Origin of the sequence: Nitratireductor indicus C115, assembly GCF_000300515.1 — a bacterium.
In the GTDB taxonomy this organism is placed as follows: Bacteria; Pseudomonadota; Alphaproteobacteria; order Rhizobiales; family Rhizobiaceae; genus Nitratireductor; species Nitratireductor indicus.
This window is the reverse complement of record NZ_AMSI01000001.1, coordinates 98,861-113,234: the sequence shown is the minus strand read 5'-3', so window position 1 is coordinate 113,234 and position 14,374 is coordinate 98,861. Positions and strand designations below refer to the sequence as shown.

Genomic DNA, 14,374 nt, shown 5'->3' with positions numbered 1-14,374 from the left:
CGTGAACATGACCATTCTCCTCCAGGCCCTGCTAAACGGCGTGATGAACGGTGCGCTGATCGCCGTGCCGGCCATCGGCTTCACGGCGATCTTCGCGGTGCTGCGCTATCCGAATTTCGCCATCGCCGCCTATGCCACCATCGGTGCGTTCGCAGCCTGGTGGGTGAATGTTCACTTCGGCGCCGGCATCCTGCCGGCGCTGCTCATCGCCTTTGCCGTCGCCGGCTGTGTCGGCGTCAGCGCCGAGGAGACAGCGCTGAAGCCACTGCGGGGCGCGGGTGCGCTGACGGTTGCGATCGGCTCCATTGCGCTAAACACGGTTCTGGAAAACGTGGTGCGGCTGTTCTTCGGCAACGATCTGCGCGGTTATGACCTGCCGCTGGTGCCCGACTGGCGTTTCATGGGTCTCAGGGTCGGGCCGCAGCAATTGCAGAGCCTTTTCTTTGCCGTCGTCATCATGGGCGCCGTCTTCGCCTTTCTGCGCTACACGCGCTTCGGCAAGGCGATGCGCGCGGTTGCCGACAATCCGGACCTCGCCCGCCTGAAAGGCATCGAGCCCGCACATATAGCGGTGATGACCATTTTTCTTGGCGCAGGGCTTGCCGGCATCGGCGGCGTGCTGATCGGGCTCGATGCCTCCATCGATCCGATGCTTGGCTTTCGCGTTCTGCTCACGGTTTTTGCGGCTGCCGTGCTTGGTGGCCTGGGATCGATACCCGGCGCCGTGGCGGGCGCGCTCGCTATCGGCATCGCCGAGGAATGCGCCCTGCTCGTGGTGCCGGCGACCTATCGCTCGGCGGTCGGCTTCGCGGCGATCCTGCTCGTCCTCACTGTGCGTCCACGCGGCTTCTTCGGGGAAAGGGCGAACTGATGCTGGCTTATCTGATCTTCGCGCTGACCATCGGCGGCATCTATGCACTTCTGGCGCTCAGCCTGAATCTGATCTGGGGCGGCATCGGCCTCGTCAATCTCGGCCTTGTCGGTTTCTTCGCCCTCGGCGCCTATGCCTCGGCGCTCCTGACCGGAGCGGGCCTGCCCGTTCTGTTCGGCTGGGGCGGGGCCATCGTCGTGGGCGCGATAGCCGGCCTTGTGGTAACGCTGGCGACGACCCGCCTGCGCGACGACTATCTGGCCATCGTCACGCTCGGGCTGGCAGAGGTGATCCGGCTCGTGGCGCTCAACGAACGCTGGCTCACCAATGGGTCCGACGGCATTTCCGGCATCCAGGCGCCGATGAAGTCGGCACTGGGCAATCAGGGCTTCAACCTCTTCTATCTGGCACTGGTCAGCGTCATCGTGCTCGTCGTCTGGCTGGCGCTGCGCCGTCTCGACCGCTCGCCCTATGGACGCGCCATGAAGGCCATCCGCGAGGATCAGGAACTCGCAGGCTTCGCCGGCAAGAACGTTCTCGGCTTCAAGGTGCAGGCCTTTGCCGTTTCAGCCGCGCTTGCCGGGCTTGCCGGAGCGCTCTACGCGCATTTCCAGTCCTACATCTCGCCGGATCACTTCCAGCCCCTCATCACGATCTACATCTTCCTGGCAGTGGCTGCCGGCGGCGTGGGCCGGCCTGCCGGCGGCGTGCTCGGCGCTTATGTGGTGGTGTTCTTCCTCGAACTCACCCGCTTCCTGCCCGATCTCGTGCCCTGGCTCGCACCTGCGCAATTCGCTGCCTGCCGGGAAATCCTGGTGGGGCTTTCCCTCATCCTCGTCCTGCGGTTCCGCCCGCAGGGGCTGCTTCCCGAACAAATCGTACCGGCTCCGAAATCATGACCCAGTCTCCGCTTCCTGCTCTTCTTCGCATCCTTGCCGAACCCGGCCAGCCCGAGGCCCTCTACAAGGCGCTCGAAAAGGCAAGCCATGCCCTGGTGGGGCATGAGCTCTTCACCCTGCTTTACGTGGACGGGCAGGAAGTCGCCCGTGTCTATTCCAACCGCCCTGACGAATATCCGGTCTCAGGCCGCAAGCTCATGGGGCCAACGCCCTGGGGCGACCTGGTTCTCAAGCAGAAGAAGCCGTTTATCGGGCGTGACCGGGAGGGCATCCGCTGGGCCTTCTTCGATCATGAGCTGATCGAGAGCATGGGGCTCGGCTCCGTCATCAACATTCCCGTGCTTTACGGCGGCGAGGCCATCGGCACCTTCAACATTCTCGCACCGGAACATCACTACAAGGAAAGCGATGTGGAGCTCGTTGCTCCGCTCGCCCCCCTGCTCATTCCCGCTTTCTTGAACGCACGCGCCAAGGCGCGGGCCGCAACCACCAGGAGTGCATAAGTGTCGTCCTATCTTTTCGCCAATGCCCGCATCGTGGACGGAACAACGCCCGAGCCCGGCGAACCTGTTTCCGTGCTTGTCGAAGACGGTGTCATCCGCGAGGTGTCCGCTTCGCTGAAAGCCGGCAGCGCGGAGGTGATCGACCTCAAGGGCCGCACGCTCATGCCCGGCCTGATCGACTGCCATGTGCATGTGGTCGCCTCGCTCGCCAATCTCGGCGAGAATGCGCGCCTGCCCGACAGCCTCGCCGCACCGCGCGCTGCAATCATCATGCGTGACATGCTGGCACGCGGCTTCACCACGGTCCGCGATGTGGGTGGCGCTGATGTCGGCCTCAAGCACGCTGTCGAAGAGGGCCTTTTTCCCGCACCACGCCTCTTCATCTGCGGCAAGGCGCTCAGCCAGTCAGGCGGGCATGCGGATTTCCGCGGCCAATATGACGATACGCCGGTGCCGACCAACCGCTTCCGGCTCGGCGCGCTCGGGCGCATTTGCGACGGCGTGGACGGCATCCGCCGTGCCGCGCGCGAGGAAATCAAGAACGGCGCGGAATTCATCAAGATCATGGCCAATGGCGGAGCTGCTTCGCCGACCGATCCGATTCACTTCCTCGGCTTCAGCCGTGACGAACTTCTGGCCGTCGTGGAAGAAGCGCAGAATGCCGGCACCTATGTTTCCGCGCATGTCTACACGGATGAGGGCATTCGCCGCGTGGTGGAGTGCGGCGTCCATTCGCTGGAGCACTGCAATTTCATCTCCTCCGAGACCGCGACCCTTGCAAAGGAAAACGGCGCCTATGCCGTGCCGACACTCGTGACCTATGAAAAACTGGTCAGCGAAGGGGCTTCGCTCGGCTTCCCGGCGGATTCGGTCGCCAAGGCGGATTACGTGCGCTCGGGCGGCATGAAATCGCTTGAAACCATGCGCAATGCCGGTCTCGCCATGGCCTATGGCACGGACCTTCTGGGCAACATGCACCGGCACCAGTCGGAAGAATTCGTTATTCGCGGCCGCGTTTTGCCCGCGCAGGAGGTCATCGCCTCTGCCACCAGTGTAGCAGCGCGGCTTCTGCGTATGGAAGGCAAGCTCGGCACGATCGCAGCCGATGCATTTGCCGATCTCATCGTGGTCGACGGCAATCCGCTCGAGGAGCTCTCCCTGCTCACCGGCCAGGGCAAGCATATGCCGGTCATTATGCAGGCGGGGCGCTTCGTGAAAAGGGCCGCTCTCGACTGATTGAACAACACTGCAACCGACGTCTCAAAAAAGGGGAACACCATGAACAGGACACGTCGTGAATTTCTGGCAGGTACAGCCGGGGCAATGGCACTGCCCCTTTTCGCAGGCTCCGTCTTTGCACAGTCGGGAGGTTCGCTGCGCATCGGTGCGCTCAACCCGGTAACGGGTGCGGGTGGACCTTATGGCGAAGGCATGCAGAAGATGATCCTGGCAGCCGCCGAGGCGATCAACGCCGCCGGCGGTGCGGCGGGCAGCAAGATCGAGATTTTCGCAGAGGACACGCAGACCGACCCGCAGGCAGCAGTCCTTGCGGCGAAGAAGCTTATCGAGGTGAACAAGGTCGAGGCGGTTCTCGGCACCTGGTCCTCGGGTATCTCGCTTGCCGTCATTCCGCTGACCAACGATGCCGGCAAGATTTTGATGCACACTTCCGGCGCCCCGGCCCTGTCGGTTCCGCCGGCAAACGAAAAGGGGCTCGGCTACCGCTTCCAGGCGACCAATGACCGTTTCGGCCGCGCCTTCGCCGAGATCGCGGAGAAGGAAGGCTTCAAGCGTCCGGCCACCATGGCCTTCAACAACGCCTCGGGTATCGGAAACACCGAAGGCTTCAAGAAGGCCTGGACGGCAAAGGGTGGCGAGGTCGTTTCCGAGGTCGTTTACGAGCCGAAGCAGGCGAGCTACCGCTCGGAGCTCATGCAGATCCTGGCCGCGCAGCCGGACGTGATCGTCACGGGCTCCTATGTGGGCGACACCACGATCATCCTGCGCGAGTGGTACCAGACCGGACAGCCGGTGAAGTGGATCATCCCCGGCTGGGCTGCCAATAGCGACCTCGTCGCCGCCCTCGGCGCCGACGTGGTGGAGGGCATCATCTCGGTGGATTCCATCTCCAACGAAAAGGCCCCGTCATTCGCCGCCTATGACAAGGCCTACCAGGCCGCCATGGGCAAGCCTGGCACAGACAATGTGTATGCCGCGATGACCTGGGACATGATGACTGTGCTCGCCCTTGCCGTGGAAGCCGCCGGCTCGACCGACATGGCCAAGGTGAACGAGAAGATGCGCGACGTCGCCAACCCCGAAGGCACCAAGGTCTACACCTTTGCCGAGGGCAAGGAAGCGCTGAAGTCTGGACCGATCAACTATGAGGGTGCTTCCTCGGTGCTCGATTTCGACGAGCATGGCGACGTGACGCCTGATTTCTCCGCCTCCTTCGTGGAGGACGGCAAGATCAATCGTCGCTACGTCGTCAAGATCTGACAGGCGGCGGGATTCCGGCACCGGCCGGACTCCCGCCCATCCACTTCGGTGGAACGAGGAACCGCTTATGTATTTCGCGCAGCTTGCCGTTAACGGGCTCGTCCAGGGCCTGGTGATCAGTCTTGCCGCCATGTCGATCACGCTGGTGTTCGGCATCGTGCGCTTTCCCAATGCCGCGACCGGCGATGTCATGACGGTCGGCGCCTTCTCAGGGCTGGTCGTCTATCCGATGACCGGATCACTTCTCGCGAGCGGCATTTTTGCCGTGATCGTTACCGCGGCTGTGGCGCTGATCAGCCATCTTCTGGTCTTCAGGCGGCTGGCCGGGCGATCGGTGGTTGCGCTTCTGGTGGCCTCGATCGGCGTCGGCTTTGTGCTGCGCTCCATCATGGGGCTGGTCTTCGGGCACCAGCCCATGGTTTTCAGCATGCCGCTCAGCCGTCCCTACCGGATCGGCGGGTTGGCCATCAATCCGCTGGACCTGCAACTGGCGCTTCTCGCAGCCGTCATGCTGGCGCTCGCCTTCGCCGTGCTGCACCTGACACCCATCGGCAGGCAGATGCGCGCCGTCGCCGACAATCCATCCCTTGCCCGTGTCTCGGGCATCCGCTCGGGCCGCGTCCTGGCAGCACTTTGGGTGCTGGCCGGCGCTATCGCCGGGGCGGGCGGCGTGATGCTCGGCGTCAAGACGGTGGTGAACCCCGAGATGGGCTGGGACATGCTCATGCCTGCTTTTGCCGCCGCCATCTTCGGCGGCATTGGCAGCCCGGCCGGCGCCCTGCTTGCCGGCCTGATCCTCGGCGTGGTGCAGGAAATGTCGACACCTTTCGTCGGCTTCACCTACAAGATCGCCCTTTCCTTCGCCATCATGCTGGTTGTGCTGCTCAGGCGGCCGACGGGCCTGCTTGGCCGCATCGAGGGGGTCCGCTGATGCTCAGCTATCTTCTGGCCATCGCCATCATCACGCTGATCTATCTGCTTCTGTCCTTCGGATTGTCGCTGCAATACGGCTCCGTCGGCCTCATCAATTTCGGCCATGTGGGTTTTTTCGCAATCGGCGCCTACACGTCGGCGCTCCTGGCGCTTTCGGGCGTACCGCTTTTTGCCAGCTTCTGCGCGGCAGCGCTGGCTGCGGGGCTCACCGCATGGCCCATCGGGCTCATATCCCTGCGATTACGGGACGACTATTTCGCCATCGTCACACTGGGCTTTTCGGAAACGGTGCGCATCATTATCGTCAGCGAGAAATGGCTGACCAACGGCGTGCAGGGCGTGCCCGGCATACCGCGTCTCTTTTCGAGCCTGCCCGTCGGTTTCGAGGCGCAGCTTGCCACGGCGGGGCTTCTGCTCGCGGTCTGCACCCTGGCAGCGCTTGCCATGTGGCGCATCATCAAGAGCCCATTCGGGCGCATCATCCAGGCGATCCGTGACAATGAGGATGCCCTGAAGGCGCTCGGCAAGGATCCGGCCCGCTTCAAGATCCAGGTGCTGATGCTCTCGTCGGCGCTGGCCGGCCTCGCCGGTGCCTTCTATGCCCACTACATCACCTTCATTATTCCCGAGCAATTCGTGCCGCTGGTCACATTCTATGTCTGGATGGCGATCATCATCGGCGGCGTGGGGCGCATCTCCGGCGCCATCGTGGGCACGGTGCTCCTGATGGTCTTCCTCGAAGGCTCGCGCTTCCTGCGCGACTTCATTCCGGGCGTCACCGAAGTGGAAATGGCATCGCTGCGCATCGGCGTGATCGGGCTTCTGCTCATTCTCTTCACGCTCTACAGGCCGCAAGGCATCATGGGGGATTATACGAAGCGATGACATTCGAAGCAGTCGATATCTGCAAGGCCTTCGATGGCTTTGAAGTCCTCAGGAACGTCAGCATCTCCATGCCGCTCGACGGGCTCGTGGGACTGATCGGACCGAACGGGGCCGGCAAGTCCACGCTGTTTTCCGTCATCTCGGGGTTTATGCCACCGAGCTCCGGCCACGTGACGTTCGACGGCATGTCCATGGACGGCATGTCTGCTTCCGCACGGGCCCGCCAGGGCATGGTGCGCACCTTTCAGGTGCCAAAGGAGTTCTCGCATCTCACGGTGCGCGAAAACCTGATGGCAGCGGCGCCGGGACAGGCCGGCGAAAGCCTGAGCGGGCTGTTCCTGCGCCCGGGCCTCATCCGTCAACAGGAGAAGGCGCTGAAGGCGCGCGCCGACGAGGTGATCGCCTTCCTGCGGCTTGACCGGGTGGCGGACAGTTCGGCGGGACTGCTTTCAGGCGGGCAAAAGAAGCTGCTTGAACTCGGACGGGCGCTGATGGTTGAGCCAAGGCTGATCCTCCTTGACGAGCCTTTCGCCGGGGTGAACCCGGTGCTGATCGCGGAAATCATGGAGCGTATCCGCGAGCTCAACGGACGCGGCATCGGCTTCTTCATCATCGAACACGACCTCGAGGCGCTGACACGGCTCGTCTCGCATCTCTATGTCATGGATCAGGGCGCCATTCTCGCCGAGGGAGAGCCCGCAGCGGTTCTTGCCGAAAAGGCTGTGCGCGACGCTTATCTGGGAGGCGAGGCATGAGCATCCTCACCATCCGTGGTCTGCGGGGCGGCTATTCGGAGGTCGATATCCTCAACGGCATCGACCTTGATCTTGACGATGGCGAAATCCTCACCGTCGCCGGCACGAACGGCGCCGGCAAGTCGACGCTCGCGAAGGCGATCGTGGGCCTCCTGCCGCGCTCGAGCGGCACCATTTCCTTCATGGGCAAGGATATCATGCCGCTGTCCGCGGAAGCCCGCATGGGGCTCGGCATGGGCTATGTTCCGCAGGTGGCAAATGTCTTTGCCAATCTTTCCATCCTGGAGAACCTTCAGGTGGTGGCGGGCAGTAGCCGGCAGCGCATCGACGAGCTTTTCGAAACCTTTCCACTGCTCGCCGAACGGCGGCGGATGCGCGCCGGCAGCCTCTCGGGCGGCGAACGCCAGCAGCTCGCCTTCGCCCGCGCGCTGGTGCCCAAACCGCGCCTGATGCTGCTCGACGAGCCGACAGCAGCCCTTTCGCCGAACAAGGTGGCGGATTCCTTCGCGCTCATACGCAGGCTGCCATCGCTCGGCGTTTCGGTTCTGATCGTTGAGCAGCGCGCGCGCCAGTCCCTGGCGATCTCAAATCGCGGCTGCATTCTGGACAGCGGACTGGTGGCGCTCGAAGGGGATGCGAAAACCCTTCTTGCCGACGAAAAGGCTGCAGAACTCTATCTCGGGAATATCGGAGCCTCTCACTAGATCGGTTCAGCGTTTCATGGAAACGCTTCTCCGCTCCATCTCCTTGTTTTTCCGCATTTGTGCGGACGTCAAATGATTCCATCTGACTGCAAAATGCTCGAGATCGGTTCATCGTTTCATGGAAACCGTGATCCGATTCATCTCTTCGTGTTTTCGAATTTGCGCAGGGGTCAGGCATTAAGCGGTGCCGAATGTTGTTTCATTCCCCTCACGCCCACCAACAGGCCTGCGCCCCAGACAAGAAGACCGAGGCTTACCGATATACCGCCGACGGTTACAATCGGCTCGGGAAAGAGTGGTGGCAGGGCCACCGGTATCGCGCCGATGGCGTAGGCAAGCGCGCCGGTGCGTTTTGCGGGGTCAGCTTTCCACGCCAGAATGCAGACGAGCACCGCCGAGATCAGAAAAATCGCACCGATGACCATAAGTTCCGTTCGGACCGCGTTTAACACAGCACCCAAAGCATCCGGGCTCAGATCAGGCGCCAATCTGTTGAACAGAAAGGTGACAATCGCCAGCCCCGACAGGCCGGCCATGGCCAAAGCATAGGTCAGAAGCCCGAAAACTCCCTGCCCTTCGTTTTCGAGCAATTTCCAAAACCCAGTGAAGCCGATCAGCCCGAAAACCGGCACGACAGCTCCAAGGCCAGGCGACGCGAGCGGGAACGCCGCATCGAGTGCCGTATCCAGCAGATAGGCCCCTCCAGCCAAACAGAGGCATGAACCCGAAAGGATTTGGAAGCGAGAAGCGTTCATGTGATGCATTATCCTCGGAAGTGATTCAACCTATATATGATGATGCATATATGATTCTACATATATTGCAAGGAGCCTCTATGTCCCTGCGTCACGCCATTCTAGGTCTGCTGACCTTCGAGCCAATGTCGGGCTACACGCTGAAAAGCCGCTATTTCGACAAGTCCGTCGCCTATTTCTGGCCGGCGGACCAGGCTCAGATTTACCGCACGCTCCAGGCTCTGGAGGCAGATGGTGCGGTTTCCAGCGAGACCGTGGAGAACGACAAGCGGCCGAACCAGAAACAGTATTCGATAACCGGCGCGGGGGAGCGGGAACTGCGGGAATGGCTCGCCGCCATCCATCCACCGGTTACGCAGAAGGACGGCTTTCTGGTGCAACTCTATTTCGCGCGCATGTTGAGCCGCCATCAGATACTTCGCGTTCTTCAGGCACAGCGCGACACGCACCGGCAACTACAGGATCACTTCGATAACCTCGTGCTGCCTGCAGCCGACACTGCGACGATGAAACGGCAAGTCCGGTTCGGAGGGCTCACGCTCGACTACGCCCGGCGCCGCGAGAAAATGCTCGTTGAGTGGCTGGAGGCCTGTATCGCCGCTGTGCAGGAATGGCCCGAGCAGGAAAGCATCTGACAGTCGAAGAGCCCCCAAACCTCGCCTTCCGGCGAGGTAACCCTATCCTTTTGCGCTCCACCGCAGCCTTTCGAACGATGGAACAATACATGTTGCACCCTGCTCTCATCGGCAGCATGCAAATGAGAACGGGCCGGCCGGTGAAGCTTGGCGAAAGCTCACCAGGAGGGCAACCATGCGCTTGAGTTCCATCAGCTATTTCCGCGCGATAGCGATCATCTTGATCGTTGCGGGACATTGCTATCCCACGGTGGATCTCGAACTCGTCTCCTGGCCGACCCGCTATGCCGCAAACCTGCTTACCGGCGGGACGACTTTCTTCGTCTTCATCTCGGGCTACATGTTCAATCACGTGTTTGCGCCACGCTTCGAATACCGCCAGTTCATGGCCGCAAAGTGCAGGAATGTGCTCATGCCCTATCTGGCGCTGGCCGTTCCGATGAGCATCTATTTCGTTCTGCGGCATCCTCAGGATATGGCCGAGGTGCTGGGTCCGGCCGATCCGGCCCTGCAAACAGTCAAGGCGCTCGCCACCGGCTATCCGCTGGTGGGATACTGGTTCATTCCCTTCATTCTCGTCATGTTTCTCGCTTCACCATTACATATGCGCTTCATCGCGCTTGCACCCATGGTGAGGGTCGCCGTTGTTTTCCTCAGCCTCATCGTCGCGCTCTTCGTGCAACGGCCAGTCGAGAACCTCAACGTCTTCCAGTCAGTCCTCTATTTCACCCCGGTCTATCTGTTCGGCATTCTGGCCTCGATCTATCGCGAGCCAGTGCTGGCAGCACTCCGGGGGCGGGAATATCTTCTCTTCGCAATGGCCTTCGCCATTGCCGCCGTGCAAACAAGCATGGGGCTGCAAGGCAATGGCCACAAGCCGATGTTCACCTTCGCAGGAATAGACCTGATGCTTTTGCAGAAGCTCTTCCTGACCATCGCGATCTACGCAACGCTGGAAAGGTGCTCGGTCCTGCACAGCCAAAGCCTGCTCCTGGTGTCCGAAGCCAGCTTCGCCATTTTCTTCCTGCATCCAATCGTGCTCATCCTGCTTGGATGGGTGCACGCCACCCATCTGACCGGCTGGCCATGGGTGGATCTGGTTCTCGTCAGTATGGAAACCGTGATGATCTGCGTCGCCATCGCCGTGACCGCGAGGCGTTTTCTCTCCCACAGAAGCCGCCTTCTTCTCGGCTATTGAACCTGCCCCTTGATCCGCCTGTGATCTGCGTCCAAAACGAGCTGGACAGCCGGTAAGCGTCATCGTATTTTTGGATACAGTTTTAATGCGGAGGCACCGTGGAGAACACCGCAGGGATTACATCGGAACGGGTCGCTGCTCTCTTGCGGGAGCGCATCCTGTCCGGCTCCTATGCGGATGGCCACGCACTCCGCCAGGAAAAGCTCGCAGCGGAGCTGGGCTGTTCGCGCATTCCCGTACGCGAAGCGATCCGCCAGCTGGAAGCGGAAGGGCTTGTCATCACCATCCCCCGGCGCGGCGCGATGGTCGCGGAAATGCCGGTCGACCGCATCCGCGAAAGCTTCGAACTGCGCGCAGTCCTCGAACCGTGGCTCCTGACCGCCTCCATTCCCTTTCTGGATGAGGCGGATTTCGCGGCGGCACAAGCAGTCATCGACGAGATGGCCGATCTCGGCTTCGAAGGCTGGGGCGACGCCAACTGGCGCTTTCACAAAGCCCTCTACGCCAAGTGCGGCAAGGAAACCGCCGTCGAGATGCTGCAGAGGATTCACGAGAGCATCGAGCGCTATCTGCGCATCCACATGCGCTTGACCTCCGGGCGCGACAAGGCGCAAACGGACCATTCCCTGCTGCTTTCGCTGTGCCGTGCGCGTGATATCCAGCGCGCCACCGCTCTCCTCACCACGCATATCCTCGAAGTCTCCGACAAGCTCGTCGAAAGCGTCGAGATCGCCCGCGGACTGCGCCGCGACGAGGCGCTTCTGCATCCGGCGCTACGCCAGAATGCGAAACGGACCAACGGCGAACACTGACACGCCACCTGCACCTTATAACGCCCTGAGGCCGCCCAAGCCCGCCTTTGCCACATCTTTGCGCCTCGCATTTTCCCCCTCATAAAAATGTCACACATCCCCTAGACAGATATCCTGTTTTCTGGAAAACTGTATCCAGTTTTAAATTGCGACCCAGAGGACGTGATGAACTTAACTGGTGTTTTTCCGGCAACCACGACGAAGCTCAACAAGGCTGGCGAGGTCGATATCGCAGCCTGCCAGGCTTCGTATGAGCGCCTCATCGACGGCGGCGTTTCCGGCCTGATCGTTCTTCCCATGCTGGGCGAGAACCCCTGCATGACACTTGCCGAGAAGGAAGCGGTGCTGCGCGCGGCACTCGAGGTCAGCAATGGCCGCGTACCGGTGCTGACCGGGCTTGCCGAAGCCTCCTCCGAGGACGCCGTTGCTGCCGCGAAACGCTATGCCTCCTGGGGTGCCGAAGGCTTCATGGCGTTCCCGTCGACCGCCTACAAGACGGACCCGCGCGAGACCGTTGCCTGGTACCGCATGCTCGGCAAGGCGACCGATCTGCCGATCATGATCTACAACAACCCCATCGCCTATGGGGTTGACGTGACGCCGGACCTGCTTGCCGAACTCGCCGACGTGGACACGATCATGGCGGTGAAGGAAGAGACCGGCGATATCCGCCGGGTCACCGACATCTACAACACGGTCGGCGACCGTTACAAAGTCTTCTGCGGCGTCGACGACCTCATCCTCGAAAGCGTCGCACTTGGCGCGACGGGCTGGGTTTCGGGCATGACCAATGCCTGGCCGAAGGAATGCGTTGAAATCTTCAACCTGTGCGCCGCCGGCAAATTCGACGAGGCGCGTCCGCTCTATCGTCTCATGACGCCGGCCTTTCATCTCGATACGGACGTCAAGCTCGTCCAGTACATCAAGATCGCCGAACACCTGACCTCCGGTGCACCGGAATGGGTGCGCGCGCCGCGCCTGGCGCTTGAAGGCGAGGAAAGGGAGCGCGTGAGCGCCGTCATCCTCGACACCATCGCAGCGCTGAAGGCCAGCCGCGCCGCGGCAGCCTGATACCGGAAACAAGGGGAGCCCGGGCCATGGCAATGATGCAATCATTGGAAACCATAGACCGGGGCCTCAACAAGACAGTTGCCGCGATCGTGGGCCTTCTGCTCGCACTCGCGGCAACCGCCGTCTTTCTGCAGATCGTCGTTCGCTTTGTCCTGCCGCCGCTTGGCTTCGTCGTATCGGCCCCCTGGACAGAGGAAAGCGCCCGCTTTCTGATGACATGGGCCGTGTTTCTCGGCTCCGCGGTCCTTTGCAGAAGGGCAGGCCTGATCGCCGTCACATCCCTGCCCTCGGCACTTCCACCTGCCTTCGGCCGCCTGCTCCTCATCGCCAGCAGCCTGTGCACGGCCTTCTTCTTCGGTGTTCTCGCGGTGGTCGGCTGGAAATGGGCTCTCAACAGCCTCGGGGAAAGCGCCACGGTGCTTCGTATTCCGATGGCCGTCGTCTATGCCTCAATGCCGGTCGGTTCGGTTCTCGCGATCTTCAACCTCGCGCTCTTCATCAACTCGCTGGTTCGCGCCGGCGAGGGCGAAGTCTCGCGCATTCTCGCCCCTTCGGCAGCGGATTGATCCATGGGCGTCGCTTCCATCCCACTCATTCTTGCGGTTCTGCTTGCGACCGGCGTCCCAATCGCGGCGACGCTCGGGCTGGTGACTCTCTACGGCCTCAGCGCACGGGGCATTCCGCTCGTTTCGGCGATCCAGTCCATGTTCGCCAGTCTGGACAGCTTCTCGCTGATGGCGGTGCCCTTCTATATCCTGGCCGGCAACATCATGCAGGCGGGCGGCATTTCCGACCGCCTGGTGCGGTTGACCAACGCCATGGTGGGCTGGCTGCGCGGTGGGCTGGGGGCTGCAGCCGTTCTCACAAGCATGATCTTCGCCTGTATCTCCGGCTCCTCATCCGCCACCACGGCGGCGGTCGGCGCAACCACCATTCCCGCCATGGCGAAGAAGGGCTATCCCAAGCCGTTCGCCGCCTCTCTGGTTGCTTCTTCGGGCGAGCTCGGCGCCATCATCCCGCCATCGCTGCCAATGATCATCTATGGCCTCGTCACCAATGTCTCCATCGGCGCCCTGTTCATCGCAGGTATCATTCCCGGCCTGATGATCGGCGGTTCGCTGGTGGCGCTCGTCTTCGTGTGGGCGGCAATCCGGGGGTTCGACCATACGGTCTCGGTTTCTCCCGCAGAATGGGCACGCGGCGTGACGCGGGCCTTCGGCGATTCCATTCTTTCGCTCTTCATGCCGGTGCTCATTCTCGGCGGCATCTATTCAGGCATCTTCACGCCGACAGAGGCGTCCGTGGTGGCGGTGGCCTACGGGCTTTTCGTGAGCATGGCCGTCTATCGCGAAATCTCCTGGCGGGAAATGAGCCATGTCTTCATCCGCTCGGCGCTCACATCGGCCGGCATCCTGCTCATCGTCGCGGTGGCCGCCGCCTTCGGCTTCGTGCTGACGATCAACCGCATTCCACATCAGGTCGGGCAATGGATCGCCAGCGTGGCTCAGGACCCCGTCAGCTTCCTGATCCTGGTGAACGTTCTCCTGCTCGTGGTCGGCATGTTCCTGGAGACGCTGGCTGCAATCGTCATCCTGGCGCCGATCCTCGCGCCCGTCGCCGTGTCCTACGGCATCTCACCCATCCATTTCGGCATCGTCATGATCGTCAACCTGGCAATCGGCATGCTGACGCCACCCATCGGTGTGAACCTCTTCATCGCCAGCGAAGTCGCCGGCCTGAAGATCGAGAAGATGATCCGAGCACTCCTGGTGTTCATCGCCGTGCTGATCACCAATCTCGCGCTCATCTCCTATCTGCCGATCCTTTCGACCATCCTTCTATAACAACCGGGGA

Annotated in this window: 16 protein-coding genes; 15 read left to right on the top strand and 1 reads right to left on the bottom strand. The window is 61.8% G+C overall.

Translation table 11 applies throughout. The annotated features are described in order from the left end of the window. Positions 1-7: 7 nt before the first annotated feature. The 9 genes from NA8A_RS00610 (at position 8) to NA8A_RS00570 (ending at position 8,049) form a co-directional block, all read left to right on the top strand. The gene (locus NA8A_RS00610; protein ID WP_040671466.1) at positions 8-871 is read left to right on the top strand and encodes a branched-chain amino acid ABC transporter permease; all 864 of its coding nucleotides are present in this window, start codon (positions 8-10) and stop codon (positions 869-871) included. Continuing rightward, entirely contained in the window at positions 871-1,770 is a 900-nt protein-coding gene (locus tag NA8A_RS00605; RefSeq protein WP_009449270.1) for a branched-chain amino acid ABC transporter permease, read from the top strand. Before NA8A_RS00610 ends, NA8A_RS00605 begins: the two co-directional genes overlap by 1 nt. Beyond that, on the top strand, positions 1,767-2,273 hold the full coding sequence (locus NA8A_RS00600) for a GAF domain-containing protein (RefSeq protein WP_009449269.1): 507 nt from the start codon (positions 1,767-1,769) through the stop codon (positions 2,271-2,273). Before NA8A_RS00605 ends, NA8A_RS00600 begins: the two co-directional genes overlap by 4 nt. Continuing rightward, positions 2,274-3,509 (top strand): metal-dependent hydrolase family protein, encoded by a 1,236-nt coding sequence (locus tag NA8A_RS00595; RefSeq protein ID WP_009449268.1) that lies wholly within the window; start codon positions 2,274-2,276, stop codon positions 3,507-3,509. It begins immediately after the preceding gene. Between the two features lie 42 nt (positions 3,510-3,551). Then, the gene (locus NA8A_RS00590; protein WP_040671559.1) at positions 3,552-4,772 is read left to right on the top strand and encodes an ABC transporter substrate-binding protein; all 1,221 of its coding nucleotides are present in this window, start codon (positions 3,552-3,554) and stop codon (positions 4,770-4,772) included. 67 nt (positions 4,773-4,839) lie between these two features. Beyond that, a complete protein-coding gene (locus NA8A_RS00585) occupies positions 4,840-5,703 on the top strand; it encodes a branched-chain amino acid ABC transporter permease (protein WP_009449266.1) in 864 nt (287 codons plus the stop codon). Further along, positions 5,703-6,590 carry a branched-chain amino acid ABC transporter permease gene (locus tag NA8A_RS00580; RefSeq protein WP_009449265.1) on the top strand — a complete coding sequence of 296 codons (888 nt, stop codon included), beginning with the start codon at positions 5,703-5,705 and terminating at the stop codon, positions 6,588-6,590. The genes NA8A_RS00585 and NA8A_RS00580 overlap by 1 nt, the downstream gene beginning before the upstream one ends. Next, on the top strand, positions 6,587-7,345 hold the full coding sequence (locus tag NA8A_RS00575) for an ABC transporter ATP-binding protein (RefSeq protein ID WP_009449264.1): 759 nt from the start codon (positions 6,587-6,589) through the stop codon (positions 7,343-7,345). The genes NA8A_RS00580 and NA8A_RS00575 overlap by 4 nt, the downstream gene beginning before the upstream one ends. Continuing rightward, positions 7,342-8,049, top strand: a complete 708-nt coding sequence (locus NA8A_RS00570; RefSeq protein ID WP_009449263.1) for an ABC transporter ATP-binding protein — start codon at positions 7,342-7,344, stop codon at positions 8,047-8,049. The genes NA8A_RS00575 and NA8A_RS00570 overlap by 4 nt, the downstream gene beginning before the upstream one ends. 170 nt (positions 8,050-8,219) lie before the next feature. On the opposite strand, the gene NA8A_RS00565 is transcribed toward NA8A_RS00570, so the two are convergent. After that, positions 8,220-8,813 carry a hypothetical protein gene (locus tag NA8A_RS00565; protein WP_177203374.1) on the bottom strand — a complete coding sequence of 198 codons (594 nt, stop codon included), beginning with the start codon at positions 8,811-8,813 and terminating at the stop codon, positions 8,220-8,222. A 71-nt stretch (positions 8,814-8,884) separates the two neighbouring features. On the opposite strand from NA8A_RS00565, the gene NA8A_RS00560 reads away from it, so the two are divergent. From NA8A_RS00560 to NA8A_RS00535, 6 genes are all read left to right on the top strand, one after another. Continuing rightward, on the top strand, positions 8,885-9,439 hold the full coding sequence (locus tag NA8A_RS00560) for a PadR family transcriptional regulator (RefSeq protein ID WP_009449261.1): 555 nt from the start codon (positions 8,885-8,887) through the stop codon (positions 9,437-9,439). Between the two features lie 175 nt (positions 9,440-9,614). Then, positions 9,615-10,637, top strand: coding sequence for an acyltransferase family protein (locus tag NA8A_RS00555; RefSeq protein WP_009449260.1), 1,023 nt, complete (start codon positions 9,615-9,617; stop codon positions 10,635-10,637). Positions 10,638-10,735: 98 nt separating this feature from the next. Beyond that, positions 10,736-11,449 (top strand): GntR family transcriptional regulator, encoded by a 714-nt coding sequence (locus NA8A_RS00550; protein WP_009449259.1) that lies wholly within the window; start codon positions 10,736-10,738, stop codon positions 11,447-11,449. A gap of 162 nt (positions 11,450-11,611) precedes the next feature. After that, on the top strand, positions 11,612-12,520 hold the full coding sequence (locus NA8A_RS00545; protein ID WP_143087920.1) for a dihydrodipicolinate synthase family protein: 909 nt from the start codon (positions 11,612-11,614) through the stop codon (positions 12,518-12,520). 26 nt (positions 12,521-12,546) lie between these two features. Further along, positions 12,547-13,086 carry a TRAP transporter small permease gene (locus tag NA8A_RS00540; protein WP_009449257.1) on the top strand — a complete coding sequence of 180 codons (540 nt, stop codon included), beginning with the start codon at positions 12,547-12,549 and terminating at the stop codon, positions 13,084-13,086. A 3-nt stretch (positions 13,087-13,089) separates the two neighbouring features. Continuing rightward, entirely contained in the window at positions 13,090-14,364 is a 1,275-nt protein-coding gene (locus NA8A_RS00535; protein WP_009449256.1) for a TRAP transporter large permease, read from the top strand. Positions 14,365-14,374: the final 10 nt, after the last annotated feature.

Coding starts and splice junctions, on each gene's coding strand:
- NA8A_RS00610 (WP_040671466.1), top strand. CDS start 8: ATGACCATTCTCCTCCAGGCCCTGCTAAACGGCGTGATGAACGGTGCG.
- NA8A_RS00605 (WP_009449270.1), top strand. CDS start 871: ATGCTGGCTTATCTGATCTTCGCGCTGACCATCGGCGGCATCTATGCA.
- NA8A_RS00600 (WP_009449269.1), top strand. CDS start 1,767: ATGACCCAGTCTCCGCTTCCTGCTCTTCTTCGCATCCTTGCCGAACCC.
- NA8A_RS00590 (WP_040671559.1), top strand. CDS start 3,552: ATGAACAGGACACGTCGTGAATTTCTGGCAGGTACAGCCGGGGCAATG.
- NA8A_RS00585 (WP_009449266.1), top strand. CDS start 4,840: ATGTATTTCGCGCAGCTTGCCGTTAACGGGCTCGTCCAGGGCCTGGTG.
- NA8A_RS00580 (WP_009449265.1), top strand. CDS start 5,703: ATGCTCAGCTATCTTCTGGCCATCGCCATCATCACGCTGATCTATCTG.
- NA8A_RS00575 (WP_009449264.1), top strand. CDS start 6,587: ATGACATTCGAAGCAGTCGATATCTGCAAGGCCTTCGATGGCTTTGAA.
- NA8A_RS00570 (WP_009449263.1), top strand. CDS start 7,342: ATGAGCATCCTCACCATCCGTGGTCTGCGGGGCGGCTATTCGGAGGTC.
- NA8A_RS00565 (WP_177203374.1), bottom strand. CDS start 8,813: ATGCATCACATGAACGCTTCTCGCTTCCAAATCCTTTCGGGTTCATGC.
- NA8A_RS00560 (WP_009449261.1), top strand. CDS start 8,885: ATGTCCCTGCGTCACGCCATTCTAGGTCTGCTGACCTTCGAGCCAATG.
- NA8A_RS00555 (WP_009449260.1), top strand. CDS start 9,615: ATGCGCTTGAGTTCCATCAGCTATTTCCGCGCGATAGCGATCATCTTG.
- NA8A_RS00540 (WP_009449257.1), top strand. CDS start 12,547: ATGGCAATGATGCAATCATTGGAAACCATAGACCGGGGCCTCAACAAG.
- NA8A_RS00535 (WP_009449256.1), top strand. CDS start 13,090: ATGGGCGTCGCTTCCATCCCACTCATTCTTGCGGTTCTGCTTGCGACC.